Here is a 17,886-nt window from a genome sequence, read left to right as displayed (position 1 = left end):
ACCAATGGAACGAACTGTTGCTGCCCGCCTGGTATTTAAGACCGTGGCCGACACAAAGGTGGCGATGGCCATCTCCGTGGCGAGGAATGCCGGGTACACGTCGTTTGACGAGAACCTCAGCGTGACGGCCGGTGGGGAACAGGTTCCTCTGACGGAGCTGTCGGACCACCACGGGGGCAGATTCCATTACATGGAGTTTGCTGACCCCACTGAGGTCATCGTGGATTACTCGGCCAGTGTTGCGGGCCTTGCGGAACCTGAGGAGCCCTCTCTGATGGAGCTGATCCGCTATGTCCGGCCCAGCCGTTATGCCGAGTCAGACCGGCTGCTTCCAACGTCCTATGCCGAGTTCGGCGGACTCCAGGGCGGGGAACTCCTGCACGCCGTACGCAACTGGGTGTTCAACGAACTGCGCTATGTCAGCGGCTCCTCCCGGGGGACGGACGGCGCCGTGGAGACCCTCCTGAACCGGCGGGGCGTGTGCCGCGACTATGCGCACCTGGCGATCTCGCTGCTGCGTGCCAAGAACGTGCCTGCGCGGCTCGCGGCTGTTTATGCGCCGGGCCTTTCCCCGATGGATTTCCATGCTGTGGCCGAGGCCCACATCAACGGGGCCTGGCACGTGATCGACCCCACCGGCCTGGCGCCCAGGGATGCCATGCTGCGCATCACCGCCGGACGCGACTCCTCGGACACGGCCTTCCTGTCCACCGTGGGCGGAAGCCTCTCCCTGCGGGAGATCAGGGTCTTCGCCACGGTGAACGGGGACCTGCCTGCGGAGGATCCGGACAAGCTGGCCGTCATCCGCTGACTGCAGGGCGGGAGAGGCGAGCGACGACGGGTCCGGTGTCCCGCCGTCGGCCGTCCGACGGCGGTGCCCCTCCGGTGCCGTCCCGCTAACGGGACGGCAGTGACGCGCGCAGCTTCTCGGTGAGGCGCAGCAGTTCCCGCTGTTCCGCCGCCGTCAGCGCCGGGGCAACGAGTTCGGCGATGTCCCGCACGTGCTCCCGGCCGATTTCCTTCTGCAGCGCGGCGCCCTCCTCCGTGAGTTTGAGCAAGACGCCCCGGCCGTCGTCCGGGGCCGGCATGCGCGCCACCAGACCGCGTTTCTCCAGCCGGTCCACCAGCCTGCTCAGGCTGGACTGGCTCAGGAGCACGTTGTCGTTCAGTTCGTTCAGCCGCAGCCAGCCGGACGGGCACCGTGACAGCGTGAACAATACGTCGTACTCGTTCACCGCCAGGTTCCGGAAGGCGGGGCCGGACTGCAGCCTGCGCATCACGGCCACCTGCGCGCGGAACAGCGACTCCCAGGTTTCGGCGGCCAGCCGGACGGCGGAAGTCGCCGGCGCCTTCCGGGGTGCCATCACGCCTCCGTCGGGGAGGGAACGGCTGCCGTGTCCTGGCCGATCCCGGCACCAGCGCCCTCACCTGCAGCGCCGCTGGCGGCGATCCGTGCGGCTACGCGTCCGGCGTGCGTGGGCGGAGCCGGGATGTGAGCGGGCGTGCGTTCGGCGTACTCCTTGCGCAGGACGGGCAGGACCTCCTCGCCGAACAGGTCCAGCTGCTCCAGGACGGTCTTCAGCGGCAGGCCGGCGTGGTCGATCAGGAACAGCTGGCGCTGGTAGTCGCCGAAGAACTCGCGGAACGTGAGGGTCTTCTCGATGACCTCCTGCGGGCTGCCGACAGTCAGCGGAGTCTGGGAGGTGAAGTCCTCCAGTGACGGGCCGTGGCCGTAGACGGGGGCGTTGTCGAAGTACGGCCGGAATTCCCGGACGGCATCCTGGGAGTTTTTCCGCATGAAGAACTGTCCGCCCAGCCCCACGATGGCCTGGTCCGCCTTGCCGTGGCCGTAGTGCTCGTAGCGCTCGCGGTACAGGCTGATCAGCTGCTGGTAGTGCTCCTTGGGCCAGAAGATGTTGTTCGCGAAGAACCCGTCGCCGTAGTAGGCCGCCACTTCCGCGATCTGCGGGCTGCGGATGGAGCCGTGCCACACAAAGGGGGACACGCCGTCGAGCGGGCGCGGTGTGGAGGTGAAGTTCTGCAGCGGGGTGCGGAACTTTCCGGACCAGTTGACGGTGTCCTCGTCCCACAGCTTGCGCAGCAGGCTGTAGTTCTCGATGGCGAGCTCGATCCCGTCCTGGATGTTCTTGCCGAACCAGGGGTAGACCGGGGCCGTGTTGCCGCGGCCCAGCACCAGGTCCACGCGGCCGTCAGACAGGTGCTGCAGCATGGCGAAGTCCTCGGCGATCTTGACCGGATCGTTCGTGGTGATCAGCGTGGTCGCGGTGGACAGCGTGATGCGCTCGGTCTGGGCGGCGATGTACGCGAGCGTCGTGGTGGGGGAGGAGGAGAAGAACGGCCGGTTGTGGTGCTCACCGAGGGCGTAGACGTCCATGCCGATCTCTTCGACCTTCTTGGCGATCGCCACGGATGCCTTGATGCGCTCGTGCTCGGTGGGGGTCCGGCCCGTGGTGGGGTCCTGGGTGATGTCGCTGACGCTGAATACGCCGATCTGCATGATGAGCCTTCCGTTCGCCGAAGTTGTTGTTCGGACCTGTACTGACAGTGTACCCGATTTACATGCATTTGCATGTACTGCCCTCAACGTCCCCGGCGCCAGGATATTCCCGCCCTCCCAACTGGGTCGCAGCTCAGGGCCTTCCCACGGCTAGGAAGGCCCTGAACTGCTACTCAGACGGGGACCATCCGCGCGCCAGAAGCGCCAAGCGGACCTTGCGGACAGCCGCCCGCGCGTCGTTCTCCATGTGGGTCTTGCCGATCCGCACCAGGATCCAGTCCGCGGCGGCGAAATCCTCGTCGCGGCTGATGTCCTTTAGCACCTGCGCCGGATCCGAATGGCCCTCTCCGTCGTACTCCACCGCAACACGGAACTCCGGGTAGGAAAGGTCGGGCTGGCGCACGGCGCCACCGGCCAGCGACACCGGCACGTTGACGTCTGCACCGGGAAAGCCCCGGCGCGCCAGCGCAAGCCGGAGCCGTGTTTCGGGCGCCGAGTCTGCGCCGGCACGCGCCTGGTCCAGCGCCAAACGCGCTTTCCTGATCCCGGGTGTTCCCTTGTGTCTGTCCAGCATGTCGGCGAGTTCGTCGCGGGTGGCATGGGCTGCGGACCTCCCCTCGAACTCAGGACGCGGACGGCGCAGGAGATGGTCCGCCACCACTGTCAGCTCATCGACACTCATCCGCCGCGCGATGTCCAGCCACGTCCTGGTCCTGCTGGTCACGAACACCCCGCCGAGTTCCACGATCTCATCGGGAAAGAACTGCCCGCGGTGGCCCACCACACTCCGCCGCCGGGCGATGGCAACCGCGTCCGGGCGGGATATGTGGATGCCCGGGCGATCAGCGCCGGGGAGGAAACCGGGAAACTCCCACAGCAGGAAGGCGGTTGCATGCGACGCCGCCGAAAGGCCGGTGACCAGCGTGTGGGGCCGGGCCAGGTGCGCCAGCTGCTGCGTCGACGGTTGGGTTTCGGAGGGCGAAGGCATCCGGATGCCCCGGCTGGGGGTCACGAGGCCGCCGATCTTCAGCCGGTCCCGGCCAACCCCGGCGTCGAGTGCCTCCTTCACGGTGAAGGGAATGGCCGAGAGATGGTCCGGCAACGCGCTCGGATATTTCATGGCCCCATCGTTCCAAAAACCGGAGCCTGGAATTGAGTTATCCACAGGCAACCCGGCAGTCACCCCAACTAGGTAGCAGCTGAGGGCGTTCCCAGCGCTGGGAAGGCCCCCTGCTGCTACCTAGTTGGGTGGGGAGGAAGGGATGAGGCGGGGTCAGTCGGGGAGGAAGGGATGAGGAGGGGTCAGTCGGGGGAGCCGGGGGCGGCGCGGCGGCCGCTGAGCTTGGGCACCATGCCGGTGGTCCAGTCAGCGAACTCGGCATCGACGTCGTCCTCGGCGGCGGAGAAGTCGGGCCGTTCCTTGAGCTGGCGCATGAGCTCCTTCTTCTCCTTCCGCCCCTCCACCAGCCGGTACAGCACCGGGACGAGCACCAGCGTGAGCGCCGTGGACGAGACCAGCCCGCCGATCACCACGATGGCCAGCGGCTGCGATATGAACCCGCCGCCGCCCGTCATGCCGAGGGCCATGGGGGTCAGCGCGAAGACCGTGGCCAGTGCGGTCATCAGGATGGGGCGGAGCCGCTGCCGGGCACCGTGGGTGATGGCGTCGGCCACGCTCATCCCCGGTTTGCCGCCGCGCGGTTTCCGGTACTGGTTGATGAGGTCGATCAGCACGATCGCGTTGGTGACCACAATGCCCACGAGCATCAGCATGCCGATCAGCGACGGCAGTCCCAGCGGCACCTGCGTGACCAGAAGCAGGGCAACCGCTCCGGTGGCGGCGAACGGCACCGAAACGAGGAGGATCAGCGGCTGGACCAGGGACTTGAACGTCGCCACCATGATCACATAGACGATGGCGATGGCGGCCAGCAGTGCAAGGCCGAGCTGCCGGAACGATTCTGCCTGCTGGGTGGTGGCACCGCCGATCTCCGCGGTCACCCCGGCCGGCAGGTCCACGGCTTTGAGGCGCTGCTGCACCTCGGCGCTGACGGCGCCCAGGTTGGATCCCGACGGCGTGACGGACACCTGCGCGGTCCGCTGGCCGTTGCTGGAGGTGATGGAAAGGGGGACATCGACCTGTTCGACGGCGGCAATCCGGCTGAGCGGGACCGGGCCGGAGGCGGTTGGGAGCGGGATGTCGCGGACGGCGGCGATACTGGTGAAGCGTTTCCCTTCACCGATCTGGACGGGGAAATCGTCCGTGTCGATGCGCACCGTGCCCGCGGGGACGGGGCTGATGGTCGAGGCCAGGACACCGGCCACCTGCTCTTCGGTCAGGCCCGCGGCAACGGCCTCGGCCCGGTCCACCTTGACCTGCACCACAGGCTGGCTGGAGGCGAGGTTTGTGGTCACCTCGCTGCTTCCGGGAACTCCCGTCATGGCCTTCACCATGGCGTCGCTGGCCTTCCTCAGGTCTTCGGAGGTCGCTGCCTTCAGGGTGATGTCCACCGTGGAGGACGTCCCGAAGCCGCCCTGCTGGGAGCCGACGGAGATTTTGCCCGCAGCACCTGCCGTCGCCAGTTCGCTGCGGACGGTCTCCTGCAGCTTGCCCTGGTTCGTTTTTTCGTCGGTGACAACCGTGAACGAGGAATTGGAGGCACCGGAGGACGTCAGCGCGGTGAAGCCCGCCTGCGCATTGCCGGAGGTCACCTGGACGTCCCTGATTCCGTCGATGCCAAGGAGCACGTCCTCGACCTTCCGGGCCGCGGCGCTGGTGTCTTCAAGGCTCGTGCCGGCCGGAAGTTCCTGCTTCACCGTCATGCTGTTCTCGCCTGAGCGTCCCAGAAGGTCGGTGGCGAGAAGCGGCGTCATGGCGGCGGTCCCGCCGAGGACCAGGACAGCGGCGACCAGGGTGAGCACCGGGTGCTTCTGGGTCTTGTTCAGCACGGGCAGGTAGCCGCGCTGGAGGATGCTGCGCTGCTCGGCCTCGTGCGCCTGCGCCTGGACCTCCGCGGCGGACAGCGGGGCCTCGGCGCCGCCTCCGGTTGCGGGGCTCTTCAGGAACCAGTACGCGAGCACGGGAACGATGGTCAGGGACACCAGGAGCGAGGAGAGCAGCGCAATGGTGACCGTCAGGGCGAACGGACGGAACAGTTCGCCTGCGAGCTCGCCCACGAAGGCGATCGGGAGGAAGACGGCCACGGTGGTCAGTGTGGATGCCGTGATGGCACCCGCAACTTCACGGATAGAGGTGAGGATGGCGGTGAGCTTGGCTTCGCCGTAGCTCAGATGCCGCTTGATGTTCTCGATCACCACGATCGAGTCGTCCACCACCCGGCCGATGGCGATGGTCAGCGCCCCGAGTGTGAGGATGTTCAGCGAATATCCCGTACCGGAGAGGCCGATGAAGGTGATGAGCAGCGACAGCGGAATGGAGACGGCGGTGACCAGGGTGGAGCGGACGGACATGAGGAAGAGGAGAATGACGGCCACCGCGAAACCGAGTCCCAGGAGGCCTTCCGTGGTGAGGTCCTTGATGGACTTCTCGATGAAGGGTGCCTGGTCGAAGACGGCGGTGAACTTGGCGTCCGAGCCGAGCTCCGCCTCGAGCTGCGGAAGCAATTCCTTCACCGCGTGCGAGATCGCGACGGTGTCGCCCTCGGGCTTCTTCGTCACGGAAATGGCAAGCGTTTCGCGGCCGTTTGTCCTGGTGATGGACGTCCGGGCGTCATCCTTGATGCTGACGTCGGCCACGGAGCCGATGGTGGTGCCGGCGTTGGCCCCGCTGAGCGGCAGCGCCTTGACGGCGGCTACAGAGTCGACCGGGCTGCCGATCTGCAGGGAGAGGCTCTGGCCCTTTTCCTCGATGGTGCCCGCCGGGACAAGATCACCGTTGTTGGTCAGGGCGTTCCGCAGGGACTGGACGCTGGCACCGCCGGCGGCCATCCTGGCCGCCTTCGGCTGGATGAGGATGTGCCGGCTGGCGCCGCCCGTCACGTCGGCGCCGCGGACGCCGTCGAGCTTTTGCAGCCTCGGTACCGACAGGCGCTGGAGGTCCGTGTTCAGCTCACTGAGCGGCTTGTCGGAGGAGACGGCGAGGAAGACGATCGGGAAGTCGCTGATGCTGCCCGCCATGGCCTGGGGCTGGACTTCGTCGGGCAGCGTGCGCTTGGCGTTGGAGATCGCCCGGTCGATCTGGTTCCGGGCCCGGTCCAGGTTGGAACCGTAGGTGAACACCAGGCTGATCTGCGAGACCCCATTGCGGGACGTGGACGACGTCGACTCCAGGCCTTCGACGCCGTTCAGCGCGGTCTCCAGCGGCCGGCTGACCTGCTTGTCCACCACCTCGGGCGACGCCCCGGGCATCGACGTGATCACCGTGATCCGCGGGAACTCAATCGAGGGAATGAGTTCCTGCTTCAGCGAGGACATGGTGATCACGCCGAACACCGAGGCGAAGATGGTGATCAGCGCGATGAGTGCGCGGTTCCCGAGGGATAGGTGGGCCAGCCGGAACATCGCTTGATCTCCTGGGTCGACGGACTGTGTGCCTTCGGTGGTGCCTGCCGCAACCCGCGCCGGGTCAGCGCTGGACGGTCATCGCTGGACTGCGGGCGATGCTTCCAGCTGGAGGCTCTTGGCGGTGGCCTTCTCGAGTTCCGCCGCCAGCTCCGGATTTTCGTTGAGCTTGACGCCGTAGCCCGGCATCATTTCCTTGAGCTTGGACTGCCAGCCCTTGAAGTTCTTGGGGAAGGACTTCTGCAGGAGCTCGATCATGATGGGCACGGCCGTGGAGGCTCCCGGTGAAGCGCCGAGGAGCGCGCCGATGGAACCGTCGCGGGCGGCAATCACCTCGGTTCCGAACTGCAGCACACCGCCCTTCTTCGGATCCTTCTTGATGATCTGCACACGCTGGCCGGCGGTGATGAGTTCCCAGTCGCCGTCCTTGGCCTCGGGGTAGTACTCGCGCAGCGCCTCCACCTTGTCACCGTGGCGCTTGGCCACCTCTTTGACCAGGTAGGCGGTCAGGTCCATGTTGTCCTTGGCCACGGCGAGCATCGGGATGATGTTGCTCGGCCGGATGGACAGCGGGAGATCCAGGTAGCTGCCGTTCTTCAGGAAGTTCGTGGAGAAGCCGGCGTACGGGCCGAACAGCAGGGAGCGCTTGCCGTTGACGTAGCGGGTGTCCAGGTGCGGCACCGACATGGGCGGCGCGCCGACGGAAGCCTGGCCGTAGACCTTGGCGTTGTGCTGGGATGCGAGGGACGGATCCGTGCAGCGGAAGAACTGGCCGGAGACCGGGAACCCGCCGAAGCCCTTGCTCTCCGGGATGCCGGAAGCCTGCAGCAGGTGCAGCGCTCCGCCGCCCGCGCCGACGAAGACGAACTTGGCCCGGATGCTGCCGCGCTCACCGGAAGCGGGGTGCTTGAGCGAAAGGTCCCAGCCGCCGTCGGACGCCCTGCGGACATCGGTGACGTTGTGGCCGTAGTTGATTTCGACGCCGTTGTTGGCCAGGTAGCCGGTGAGCTCACGGGTCAGGGCACCGAAGTCGACGTCGGTACCTTCGGCGGCGCGGGTGGCGGCGACGCGCTGCTTGGTGTCGCGGCCCTTGACGATCAGCGGCGCCCACTTGGCGATCTGCGCGAAGTCCTCGGAGTACTCCATGCTCCGGAACAGGGTGTGCTCCTTGAGCGCGTTGTACCGGGTCTTGAGGAAGTTCGAGTTGTCATCGCCGATGACGAAGCTCATGTGCGGAACGGTGTTGATGAAACCCTTGGGGGAGCCGATCAGGGAGTTGTCCACCAGATGGGACCAGAACTGGCGGGACAGCTGGTACTGCTCGTTGATGTGCAGTGCCTTGGCAGGATTGACCGAGCCGTCTTTGGCTGCGGGGGAGTAGTTAAGCTCACACAGCGCGGCGTGTCCGGTGCCGGCGTTGTTCCACGGTCCTGAGCTCTCCAGGCCGGCCTCGTCGAGCCGCTCGAACAGGGAAATGGTCCAGTTGGGTTCGAGCTGCTTGATGAAAGCACCCAGCGTGGCGCTCATGATGCCGCCGCCAATGAGGACGACGTCGGCATGTTGGGTCTTGGAAATGAAGGTCACAATCAGTCTCCCGTAGGCGGCTCTGGCTGTCACAGAATATCCCTGCACCGCCCTCTAACTGAAATTGCGCCCCGGCGTCAAGGCCTCAGCTGGACCTTCGTGAAAACTTCATTTAATACCGGCGAGGCGGGATAGCTGATCACCCGGTCGGACAGGGCCAGGGCGGAGATCGGGAAAGCAATGGGCACGGCGGGCAGCGACTCCGCGATCTGGGCGTTGATTGTCTGGTACTGCTGCGTGCGCTCCTGGCCGTCCGGGAGTCCGCGGGCGCGGTCGATCTTGGAGAACACCTGCGGGTCCTGGTAGCCGAACTCGCCGTTCTTCTCGCCGAAGAGCGGCGCCAGGAAGTTGTCCGCGTCGGCGTAGGAGCCGTTCCAGCCGAGCAGGTGCAGGGCATGGTCGCCGGGGTTCTTAACCTTCTGCAGGTAGCCGTCCGTCCAGTCCACGGGGACGGGCTGGATGTTCAGTCCGACTGCCGTGAGCTGGCGGCTGAGCTCCGCGTAGACCTTCTCCGGCGTGGGCAGGTAGGGCCGCGTGACATTCATGGGGTAGTAGAACTTCAGGGCCTGGCCCTTGTAGCCGGCCTCTGCCAGGAGTTCCTTCGCTTTGCTTGGATCGTGGCCCAGCGCGGGTGCGTTGTTGTTGAAGCCGCTCAGCTTGGGCGGAACGAACTGTGAGGCCTGGGCCGTGTTGTCGATGAAGAAGCGCCTGATCAGCGTGTCTTTGTCGATGGCCAGTTCGATGGCCTGGCGGACCTTGAGGTCCTTCAGCACGGGAATTTCCTGGTTCATGCCCAGATACATCACAGAGAAGGGGTCCCGCTGGATGATCTGCTTGCCGCGTTTGACGAGCTGGTCGAAGTTCCCCACCGTCACGGCGTCATAGCCGTCGATCCTGCCGTCCAGCAGGGCCTGCAGCCGCGTCTGCGGGTGGTCGTAGGTCACGAACTGGAGGGTGGCAATCTGTCCCCGGGTGCCCCAGTAGTCCTTGTTGTCCGTAAGGGTGACGCCCGCGCTGTTCCACGCGGAGAAGCGGAAGGGGCCGGTGCCCACAGGGTGGGTGGCGTAGGCGGAAAGTGCCTGGCTCCCGCGCCTAAGGCTGAGCTGGTCGGCCTTACCCGCGGCGAGTGCCTTGGGGGAGGACATGGCAAACGCGGGAAGTGTCAGGGCCTGGAGGAAGCCTGTGAAGCGCTCGGTGAGGCGGATCCGCACCCGCAGGGCCGACAGGGCGGTGCAGGATTTGAAGACGGACAGCTCGGCATGGTCGGCGTGTTCCTTGAACACTCCCTTGAAGGTGGCTCCCGGAGCCTGCTTCCGCAGCGCCTCGGAAAAGTTGAACCAGCGGTCGAAATTGGTGCAGACGGCGTCGGCGTTGAACGGGGAGCCATCGTGAAACCTGACGCCGGGGCGAAGGGTGAATGTGTAGGACAGGCCGTCGGCTGCTTCCGCCCATGCCGTTGCCAGCAGCGGCGTGGGCTCGCCCGTTGTCTGGTCGACGCCCACCAGGCCCTCCAGCACCTGCCGGGTGACCCGCTGCGACTCGACGTCGTTGGCCAGGGCGGGATCCAGGCTCAGAGGCTGCGAGGCCGTGCCGAACGTAAAGGTCTCGGAAGGGGCTGCGGCGGCCGTTGTGGTGCTCGCCGCAGCGGACGACGGCGTGGGCTCGGCTTCGCTCGTACAGGAAGTGAGGGACAGGCCCAGAAGGACGGCGCCGGTCTTGAGGGCCGTACGGCGCGGGATACTGCTGCTGGGCACTCGATTACCACCTCTGGACTGCTGGGGTGCGCGTGGGCGGCTGCTTGCCCGCCACCCAGTCTAATTGACGGATTGCGGACCCTTGGCTTATGCGTGAGCCAGGACACGCCGGCGCGGTTGGCGTCCGGACGGAGCGCGGGGCGGCACCGGGCGGCGCAGGAGGCCCGCACAGCAAAGGACCGCGGTCCGCACCCTCGGGTGCGGACCGCGGTCTTGGCCCGGGACGGGTCCCGGGCCAGGGTCAGTATCTACTTCGGCATCAGCACCGAGTCCACGAGGTAAACGGTGGCATTCGCCGTCTGGACGCCGCCGCAGATCACGTTGGCGCCGTCCACCTTGAGGGCATCCTTGGTGCCGGTCACGGTTACCGATCCGCCCTGCACGGTCTTGTGCGTGCCAACGATCTTGTCCGGAGTGACCTGGCCCGGGACCACGTGGTAGGTGAGGATCTTGCTCAACAGGGCGTCGTCCTTCTTGAGGGTCTCGATCGTTGCCGCATCGACCTTGGCGAAAGCGTCGTCAACCGGCGCGAACACCGTGAACTCGCTGCCGTTCAGCGTGTCAACGAGATCGACTTTCGGGTTCAGCTTGCCGGAGACCGCGGCGGTCAGCGTCTTCAGCAACGGGTTGTTCGAGGCGGCGACGGCCACGGGATCCAGGGCCATGCCTGCGACGGAACCCTTGCCGCTGGGAACCTGCTTGGCGTAGTCGGCACAGCCGGGCCCGGCAAGGTTGGCGGCCGGATCCATAGCCGCCGCCGATGTCTCAGACGGTGATGGCGCCATGCTGGAGGCGGACGGCTCGGCGGCGGCCGACGAACTGCTGGACGTGCCGGCGGAGCCGCCGCAGGCGGTGAGGCTCAGCAGAGCGGCGGCTGCAACGCCTGCGACGGTGAAGGTTGAGCGCTTGAAAGACTGCATTTCGGTTCTCCTTAGTTGTGCCGATGAACGGGACCGCAGGGGGTATGGCGTCTCCCGGCGATCCTTTCCGACTGTGGGGCACCGGCCGGGTTGTTGGACAGGTGGCCGGTGTCTCACTGGGTATTCGCCTGGTCGGCGGCAGCGGATGGGTGAACCTGGAAAGATTTTTCGGCGGCCTCGTGGGCGCCCGTTGGCAGTGGCCGGTTAAATGGGGAAATCCCGGGCCGTAGCCCGGGATTTCCCCATTCATTTGCTGTTGTGCGCAAGGGGGGACTTGAACCCCCACGCCCGAAGGCACAGGAACCTAAATCCTGCGTGTCTGCCAATTTCACCACTCGCGCCCGGCCCCGCCTGGTGCGCCCTGCGTGCTGTCAGCAGCAGGAAACGTACGACGGCGGATGCCAGCCTCAATTGTACCGTCACCTGTGCGGTCCTTGCGGCAGGTGCGGCCAGTCTGTCAGGCGCAGGGTTATCCAACCTCTTCGAGCTTGAGGTCCTTGCGCAGCTTGGCGACATGCCCGGTAGCCCGGACGTTGTACTGGGCTACGGCAACTTTGCCGTCCGGGTCCACCACCACGGTGGAACGGATGAGGCCCTCGTAGGTCCGGCCATAGTTCTTCTTCTCGCCCCACGCGGCGTAGGCCTCGGCAACTGCATGGTCCTCGTCCGACAGGAGCGGGAAGGTGAGGCCCTGGGCGTCGGCGAAACTGGCCAGCTTGCCCACCGGGTCAGGCGAAATCCCCAGCACTTCGTAGCCGGCAGCCTGAAGGGATGCCAGGCTGTCCCGGAAGTCGCAGGCCTGCTTGGTGCATCCGGGCGTGGCGGCGGCCGGATAGAAATAAACTATGGTGTTCCGGCCGCGGTAATCGCTGAGGCTCACGTCCGCTCCCGTAGCGTCCTTCAGTGTGAAGGCGGGGGCGGTGTCGCCGGGCGTAAGTTTTTCAGCCAACGTTGTCTCCTTGTTTTGGTGCGGGACATGACAGCTTAGTAAGGCTTCGTGTCGGGTACTAATCAGGCTTAGTTATACTTGGTGCTATGCCTGATATGGATCGCTGGCCCACAGGGCGTCTCTTGTCCACGGCGGCCCGCCTTGTTGAGCACTCATGGAACGAGAAGCTGGGCGCCATCGGCCTGACCCATGCCGGCGTTATCGCCATCGAGGTGCTCTACAACAGTGGCCCCATGACGCAGGCGCAGCTGGCCCAGCTTGTCCGGGTGCAGGCCCAGACCATGGGCAAAACGCTGAGCCGCCTCGAGTCGCACGGGCATATTGTGCGCCAGCGCAGCACGTCGGACCGGCGCAGCCACGTCGTATCGCTCACGGAGCGGGGCACTGAAGCCGTCATGGCTGCAGCAGACATGGAACGGTCGGTCCTCGCCGCAGCGTCCATTGACCCGGATCTGCTCCGCCAGGAACTTCAGGCTGTGGTCCGGGAGCTGGCTAAGCGCTTCGCGTCGCCGGAGACCAACGCCATCGTTGCCAGCGCCGACACCGGGCTGGCCGTCGAGGCCAATTCCTAGCCCGAGGCCCATTCCCGGTATCGGCGGCTACCCGCCGGCAGGGGGAGCTGCAGTGGTCCTGCGTGCCACCAGATGCGGGGTCCGCACGACATGCCCGGCCGACTGGGTTCCTTCAATCCGCGCCACGGCGCGGTCCACGGCCGCGGCGGCAAGCTGTGGCGCGTCCTGGCTGATCGAGGACAGCTGGACATAGCTGAGCCGTGCGAACTGGCTGTCGTCGTAGCCCAGCACTGACACATCTGCCGGGACCCGTTGCCCCTGTGCCCGGAGGCTCTCGATGACCCCGAGGGCTGACCTGTCGTTGAAGGCGATGACGGCGGTCGGCATGACCGGGCCCAGGGAATTGCCAGCGGTCATCCCGTCTTCCTCCATCGCGCCCCCGGCAATGATGGCCGGCTCCAGGCCACGGCGTTCCATCTCCGCCCGGAAGGCAGACCGGCGCGGTTCGGCGGAGACCGCGGAACCGCCGTCGATATGGACGATCCTCCGGTGCCCCAGGGACACCAGGTGCTCCACCGCCATCCGGATGCCCGCGTAATCATCACTGCTCACGGAATCGGTGGCGTCGCCGACGTCGTTCCGGAGGAGGCTCACCACCGGCACCTGACTGGCATACCGTGCCAGTTCGTCGCTGCTGAGTGTTGGCGAGATCAGGATCAGCGCCTCGGACCCGAAATCCAACAGGGCCTCGATGGTCCGGGCCTCGGGCCTGCCACTGGTGACGCCGCCCAGTGCGAGTTCGTAGCCTTTAGCGCCGGCCTCAGCGTATGCCGCGTCCACAATTTCGGCGTGGAACGCGTGGGCTGTGGAGAAACTGAGGCCCAGGAGTTTGGTCCGGGTACTGCGCAGCAGCCGCGCACGGCTGTCCGGCCGGTAGCCGAGTTCGCGTGCGGCGTCGAGCACTTTCTGTCTCGTGGCTTCTGCCGCGCCGGGCGCGCCACGCATCACGATGGAAACCAGTGCCCGTGAAACGCCGGCCGCTTCGGCGACGTCCATCAGGGTGGGGCGCCGTTGCTGTTCAGTCATGTTCCTCCCTCCTGCCAGCAGTCTATAGAACGATCTAGACAGAAGCTAAAAGCTGTGCCACGATCAGTTCACTAGAACGATCTAGAAGCCTGAGAAGAAGGATGATTCATGACCTATATTCAGCAGCCCGCCGCCGGCAGCCGCCCCGTCCGGCTCGGCCTGATCGGAGCCGGCTGGATCGGTGCCTTCCACGCCGAGTCAGTGGCCCTCCGAATTCCGCATGCGCGGCTGGATGCCGTCGCTGACCCCGCGCTTCCCGCCGCCAAGGCGTTGGCGGGCAAGCTCGGCGTCGCCAGAATCACGGCAGATCCAGCGGACGTGATCAACGACCCCGACATTGATGGGGTCCTGGTGGCATCGCCGGCAAGATTCCATTCCGGCCTGATCGCGGCTGCGGCCCGGGCCGGGAAAGACGTATTCTGCGAAAAGCCGGGCGGCCGCACTGTTGAAGAACTGGACGAGGCGCTGGCCGCTGCAGAGGCCGCCGGGGTTAATGTCCAGTTTGGCTTCAACCGGCGCTTCGCTGCAGACTTCGCCGCCGCGAGGAAACTTATCGACGAGGGCGCAGTAGGTACTCCGCAGCTCCTGCGGTCCCTCACCCGGGACCCGGGCACCGCGGCCGGAATCGCCGTCCCGGAGCGGATTGCGCCCGGAACGATCTTCCTGGAAACGCTGATCCATGATTTCGACACCCTGAACTGGCTGAACCCGGGCGCGGTTCCGCTGAAGGTGCATGCAGTGGCTGACGCCCTCGTCGCCCCCGAAGCGAAAGCCGGAGGCCTGCTGGATACGGCGGTGGTCACGGTCACCTACAGCAACGGGGCCATCGCGGTGGCCGAAGCCAACTTTAATGCCCTGTATGGCTACGACGTGCGGGGCGAAGTCTTCGGATCGGCCGGCATGGTCAGTGCAGGCGGGCCGCGGGCATCAAACGCCGTGAGCTACACAGCCGCGGGCATTGCCTCGGACACCGTGCGGCTGAACATCGATCTCTTCCATGACGCATATACCGCGGAGCTCGCCCGGTTCGTCGACGGCATTGCGGCCCGGCGGGCCGGACGCGCACCGGGCGGAAAGGCGGTTCCGGGCGGCGTCGATGCCCGCAACGCGCTCGCCGTGGCTCTAGCGGCCATCCGGTCGCACGAGACCGGCCTGCCGGTGGACGTTTCGGCTGTGGCACATCTGCAGGCGGCCGAGCCGGAGCTGCAGCTGGCGGGACAGCACTTCACGGGTCAGGGCGCATGAGCTTCCGGCTGGCAGCATGCGCCGAGATGATCTACGGCGAGTTGCCCCTCATCGAGCGGGTGCGGCGCATTCATGAGCAGGGGTTCGAGGTGGAACTCTGGGACACGCGGAACCGGGACATTGCAGCACTGGCCGCAACAGGCGCCCGTTTTTCCTCCATGAGCGGCTACTTTGGCGGCAGCCTCATTGATCCGGCCAACGCGGACCGGGTTGTTGAATCGGCGGAGAACCTCATCCCGGCGGCGCTGGAGCTGGGTATCGAGCGAATGGTGGTGCATCCGGCGGAACTTGGCGACGGCGGGGCCGCCGTGCGGCCGCTCCACCGCTCCACCGGGCAAATGTGGCTAACCGGCCTCCGCACCCTGGAGAGGCTGGGCCGGCTCGGTGAACGGCACGGCGTCGTCTTTGCGCTGGAAAACCTCAATACGGCCCTGGATCACCCGGGCATACCGCTGGCCCGCGCCAAGGACACCCTGGCGCTGGTGTCCGCCGTCGGCCACCCGCACGTACGGATGATGCTGGATCTCTATCATGCCCAGATTGGCGAAGGAAACCTGATTGAGCTGGTCCGTGCAGCTCTGCCGTGGATCGGGGAAATCCAGGTAGCCGACGTCCCGGGCCGGTTCGAGCCTGGAACGGGGGAGATCAACTACAGCGCCGTAGCAGGGGCGCTCGCCGACGTCGGCTACGCGGGCGTCATTGGACTGGAAGCGGGTGCCTCGGGTGGGCCGGGACTGGCGGCGGGGGATCAGTCGCTGTCGGCGTTCCGGGAGGCCTTCCTGGTGGGATAGCCAGGGGATAAAACTATTATCGTCCTAATGTTAGGACAAACATTGACAAGAGTGATCCGAGTCACGATGATCGGAGATATCAACATTTCGGCCGCTGCGACGTGGCGCGGCCGGAGTCCGGATCAAAGGAGATTTTCGGTGAAGAAATTTTCATGGCGGAAGGCGGCGCTGGTTGCCGCCGTCGTGCCGATGATGGCTCTCAGCGCTTGCTCAAGCAGCGGAGGCAGGCCAGCGGAGAACGCAGATGCCGGGGCCGGCGGCCAGGCCGCGTCGACGCCGCGTATCAAGGTCGCCCTCATCACGCACGCCGCTCCCGGAGACACCTTCTGGGACATTGTCCGCAAGGGCGCTGAGGAAGCCGCGGCCAAAGATAACGTTGAGCTGCTGTACACCTCGGACCCTGAAGGCGGCCGTCAGGCCCAGCTGATCCAGCAGGCCGTGGACCAGAAGGTGGACGGCATCGCAGTGACCCTGGCCAAGCCGGACGCCCTGAAGGACGCCCTGAGGAAAGCTACAGATGCCGGCATTCCTGTGGTGAGCCTCAATGCCGGCGAGTCTGTCTTCGCGCAGCTGGGCGCCTTCACGCACTTTGGTTCCAATGAGAAACTCGCCGGTGAAGCGGTGGGCGACAAACTCAACTCCCTCGGACTCAAGCACCCCGTCTGCGTCATCCAGGAACAGGGCCACGTCGGTCTTGAAGCCCGCTGCGCAGGTGTGAAGTCGAAGGTTCCGGCAACCGAGATCCTGTACGTGCAGGGTACGGACATGACCCAGGTGTCCTCCACCGTGACGGCCAAACTGCAGGCCACCGCCGATGCAGACGTCATCATCGGGCTGGGTGCGCCGTACACCCTGACCATCCTCAAGGCGGTGACCACGGCCGGCAGCAAGGCCAAGGTGGCCTCCTTTGACATGAACGCCGAGCTGGCCCAGAAGATTGCCGACGGCGCCGTCGAGTTCACCGTCGACCAGCAGCCATGGCTGCAGGGGTACGGCTCGGTGGACGCGCTGTGGCAGGCCAAGCGCGGCGGCTTCAAACTCGGCGGCGGCCAGCCCGTCCTGACCGGCCCCACCATCGTGGACAAGGCCGGAGCAGCCAACGCCCTCACTTTCGCCCAGCAGGGTATCCGCTAGCAGCCCGCCAGCCCGGTCCGGCGGAGACGCCGGACCGGGCAGCAAGGAGCATTCCAATGACCATGACCCCGACCATTACCAAGCCGGCGGTGACCGACGAACGTGTCGGCCGGCGCAATCCGCTGCAGAAGCTGCTTGGCCGTCCCGAAGTGGGCGCCCTTGTCGGCGCGATCGTGCTGTTCGTGTTTTTCGCATCCGTGTCCCAGACTTTCATCCAGCCGAATGCGTTCGCCACGGTGCTGTATGGTTCCTCGACCATCGGCATCATGGCGGTGGGCGTGTCACTGCTGATGATCGGCGGCGAGTTTGACCTGTCCACCGGTGTCGCGGTGATCAGTTCTGCCCTGACGGCGTCCCTGTTCAGCTGGTACTTCAGCACCAATGTGTGGGTCGGCGTCGGCCTGGCCCTGGTCGTTTCGCTGGGCATCGGCTTCATTAACGGCTGGATCCTGATCAAGACCAAGCTGCCCAGCTTCATCGTCACCCTTGCCACGTTCCTGATGCTGACCGGCCTGAATCTGGGCCTGACCCGGCTTATCGGCGGGTCCGTATCCTCGCCGTCGATCTCCAACATGGACGGCTTCTCTTCGGCCCAGGCCATTTTCGCCTCCTCGGTGACGCTGGGCGGGGTGGAGGTCAAAATCACGGTGTTCATCTGGATCGCGCTGGTGGCGGTGGCCTCGTGGGTGCTGCTGCGCACCCGGATGGGCAACTGGATCTTCGCGGCCGGCGGCGACGCGAACGCCGCCCGCGCGGTGGGTGTGCCGGTGACCAGGACCAAGATCGGGCTGTTCATGGCCGTGGGGTTCTGCGGCTGGATCCTGGGCATGCACAACCTTTTCGCGTTCGACGCCGTGCAGTCCGGTGAGGGT

The 17,886-nt window shown here is 66.0% G+C and carries 15 protein-coding genes and 1 tRNA gene; 6 read left to right on the top strand and 10 right to left on the bottom strand.

Going from position 1 to position 17,886, the window contains the following annotated elements; all coding sequences use genetic code 11:
- Nucleotides 1–4 precede the first annotated feature (4 nt).
- The gene (locus ARGLB_RS19795; protein WP_003805845.1) at nucleotides 5–811 is read left to right on the top strand and encodes a transglutaminase-like domain-containing protein; all 807 of its coding nucleotides are present in this window, start codon (nucleotides 5–7) and stop codon (nucleotides 809–811) included.
- 85 nt (nucleotides 812–896) lie between these two features.
- Here the strand turns inward: ARGLB_RS19795 and ARGLB_RS19790 are convergent, their stop codons facing one another.
- The 9 genes from ARGLB_RS19790 to bcp all read right to left on the bottom strand — a co-directional run bounded on the left by ARGLB_RS19790 (nucleotide 897) and on the right by bcp (nucleotide 12,246).
- Nucleotides 897–1,364 carry a MarR family winged helix-turn-helix transcriptional regulator gene (locus ARGLB_RS19790; RefSeq protein ID WP_003805844.1) on the bottom strand — a complete coding sequence of 156 codons (468 nt, stop codon included), beginning with the start codon at nucleotides 1,362–1,364 and terminating at the stop codon, nucleotides 897–899.
- On the bottom strand, nucleotides 1,364–2,518 hold the full coding sequence (locus tag ARGLB_RS19785; protein ID WP_003805843.1) for an LLM class flavin-dependent oxidoreductase: 1,155 nt from the start codon (nucleotides 2,516–2,518) through the stop codon (nucleotides 1,364–1,366). The genes ARGLB_RS19790 and ARGLB_RS19785 overlap by 1 nt, the downstream gene beginning before the upstream one ends.
- A 169-nt stretch (nucleotides 2,519–2,687) precedes the next feature.
- Nucleotides 2,688–3,638 (bottom strand): endonuclease domain-containing protein, encoded by a 951-nt coding sequence (locus ARGLB_RS19780; protein ID WP_003805840.1) that lies wholly within the window; start codon nucleotides 3,636–3,638, stop codon nucleotides 2,688–2,690.
- A 182-nt stretch (nucleotides 3,639–3,820) separates the two neighbouring features.
- Complete coding sequence (locus ARGLB_RS19775; RefSeq protein WP_003805839.1) at nucleotides 3,821–7,039, bottom strand: efflux RND transporter permease subunit; 3,219 nt, start codon at nucleotides 7,037–7,039, stop codon at nucleotides 3,821–3,823.
- A gap of 78 nt (nucleotides 7,040–7,117) precedes the next feature.
- Nucleotides 7,118–8,623: a malate:quinone oxidoreductase gene (locus ARGLB_RS19770; protein ID WP_043419951.1), complete on the bottom strand. Its 1,506-nt coding sequence runs from the start codon at nucleotides 8,621–8,623 to the stop codon at nucleotides 7,118–7,120.
- Between the two features lie 77 nt (nucleotides 8,624–8,700).
- On the bottom strand, nucleotides 8,701–10,377 hold the full coding sequence (locus ARGLB_RS19765; protein ID WP_003805837.1) for an ABC transporter substrate-binding protein: 1,677 nt from the start codon (nucleotides 10,375–10,377) through the stop codon (nucleotides 8,701–8,703).
- Nucleotides 10,378–10,625: 248 nt separating this feature from the next.
- Nucleotides 10,626–11,297, bottom strand: a complete 672-nt coding sequence (locus tag ARGLB_RS19760) for a fasciclin domain-containing protein (RefSeq protein WP_003805836.1) — start codon at nucleotides 11,295–11,297, stop codon at nucleotides 10,626–10,628.
- Nucleotides 11,298–11,556: 259 nt separating this feature from the next.
- Nucleotides 11,557–11,638 (bottom strand) — tRNA-Leu (locus ARGLB_RS19755).
- 128 nt (nucleotides 11,639–11,766) lie between these two features.
- Nucleotides 11,767–12,246: a thioredoxin-dependent thiol peroxidase gene (gene bcp, locus ARGLB_RS19750; protein WP_003805835.1), complete on the bottom strand. Its 480-nt coding sequence runs from the start codon at nucleotides 12,244–12,246 to the stop codon at nucleotides 11,767–11,769.
- A 95-nt stretch (nucleotides 12,247–12,341) separates the two neighbouring features.
- Here bcp and ARGLB_RS19745 point away from each other — a divergent pair, with 95 nt between their 5' ends.
- On the top strand, nucleotides 12,342–12,818 hold the full coding sequence (locus ARGLB_RS19745; RefSeq protein ID WP_043419948.1) for a MarR family winged helix-turn-helix transcriptional regulator: 477 nt from the start codon (nucleotides 12,342–12,344) through the stop codon (nucleotides 12,816–12,818).
- A 27-nt stretch (nucleotides 12,819–12,845) separates the two neighbouring features.
- Here the strand turns inward: ARGLB_RS19745 and ARGLB_RS19740 are convergent, their stop codons facing one another.
- Nucleotides 12,846–13,844 (bottom strand): LacI family DNA-binding transcriptional regulator, encoded by a 999-nt coding sequence (locus ARGLB_RS19740; RefSeq protein WP_003805832.1) that lies wholly within the window; start codon nucleotides 13,842–13,844, stop codon nucleotides 12,846–12,848.
- Nucleotides 13,845–13,952: 108 nt separating this feature from the next.
- On the opposite strand from ARGLB_RS19740, the gene ARGLB_RS19735 reads away from it, so the two are divergent.
- The 4 genes from ARGLB_RS19735 to ARGLB_RS19720 form a co-directional block, all read left to right on the top strand.
- The gene (locus ARGLB_RS19735) at nucleotides 13,953–15,089 is read left to right on the top strand and encodes a Gfo/Idh/MocA family oxidoreductase (protein WP_003805830.1); all 1,137 of its coding nucleotides are present in this window, start codon (nucleotides 13,953–13,955) and stop codon (nucleotides 15,087–15,089) included.
- Nucleotides 15,086–15,880, top strand: coding sequence for a TIM barrel protein (locus ARGLB_RS19730; RefSeq protein ID WP_003805829.1), 795 nt, complete (start codon nucleotides 15,086–15,088; stop codon nucleotides 15,878–15,880). Before ARGLB_RS19735 ends, ARGLB_RS19730 begins: the two co-directional genes overlap by 4 nt.
- Nucleotides 15,881–16,018: 138 nt before the next feature.
- Nucleotides 16,019–17,014, top strand: a complete 996-nt coding sequence (locus tag ARGLB_RS19725) for a substrate-binding domain-containing protein (RefSeq protein ID WP_003805828.1) — start codon at nucleotides 16,019–16,021, stop codon at nucleotides 17,012–17,014.
- A gap of 56 nt (nucleotides 17,015–17,070) precedes the next feature.
- Nucleotides 17,071–17,886 (top strand): ABC transporter permease (locus ARGLB_RS19720; RefSeq protein ID WP_003805827.1); only part of this gene is annotated, 816 nt, incomplete at its 3' end.

Origin of the sequence: Arthrobacter globiformis NBRC 12137 (genome assembly GCF_000238915.1) — a bacterium.
GTDB lineage: Bacteria > Actinomycetota > Actinomycetes > Actinomycetales > Micrococcaceae > Arthrobacter > Arthrobacter globiformis.
Note: the sequence above shows the minus strand (reverse complement) of the source record. Positions and strands in the feature narration are given on the sequence as shown.

Excerpts from the sequence above, each read along its gene's own strand:
- ARGLB_RS19740 (WP_003805832.1), bottom strand. The coding sequence starts at position 13,844 with ATGACTGAACAGCAACGGCGCCCCACCCTGATGGACGTCGCCGAAGCG.
- ARGLB_RS19760 (WP_003805836.1), bottom strand. The coding sequence starts at position 11,297 with ATGCAGTCTTTCAAGCGCTCAACCTTCACCGTCGCAGGCGTTGCAGCC.
- ARGLB_RS19735 (WP_003805830.1), top strand. The coding sequence starts at position 13,953 with ATGACCTATATTCAGCAGCCCGCCGCCGGCAGCCGCCCCGTCCGGCTC.
- ARGLB_RS19780 (WP_003805840.1), bottom strand. The coding sequence starts at position 3,638 with ATGAAATATCCGAGCGCGTTGCCGGACCATCTCTCGGCCATTCCCTTC.
- ARGLB_RS19745 (WP_043419948.1), top strand. The coding sequence starts at position 12,342 with ATGGATCGCTGGCCCACAGGGCGTCTCTTGTCCACGGCGGCCCGCCTT.
- ARGLB_RS19785 (WP_003805843.1), bottom strand. The coding sequence starts at position 2,518 with ATGCAGATCGGCGTATTCAGCGTCAGCGACATCACCCAGGACCCCACC.
- ARGLB_RS19790 (WP_003805844.1), bottom strand. The coding sequence starts at position 1,364 with ATGGCACCCCGGAAGGCGCCGGCGACTTCCGCCGTCCGGCTGGCCGCC.
- ARGLB_RS19795 (WP_003805845.1), top strand. The coding sequence starts at position 5 with ATGGAACGAACTGTTGCTGCCCGCCTGGTATTTAAGACCGTGGCCGAC.
- ARGLB_RS19730 (WP_003805829.1), top strand. The coding sequence starts at position 15,086 with ATGAGCTTCCGGCTGGCAGCATGCGCCGAGATGATCTACGGCGAGTTG.
- ARGLB_RS19775 (WP_003805839.1), bottom strand. The coding sequence starts at position 7,039 with ATGTTCCGGCTGGCCCACCTATCCCTCGGGAACCGCGCACTCATCGCG.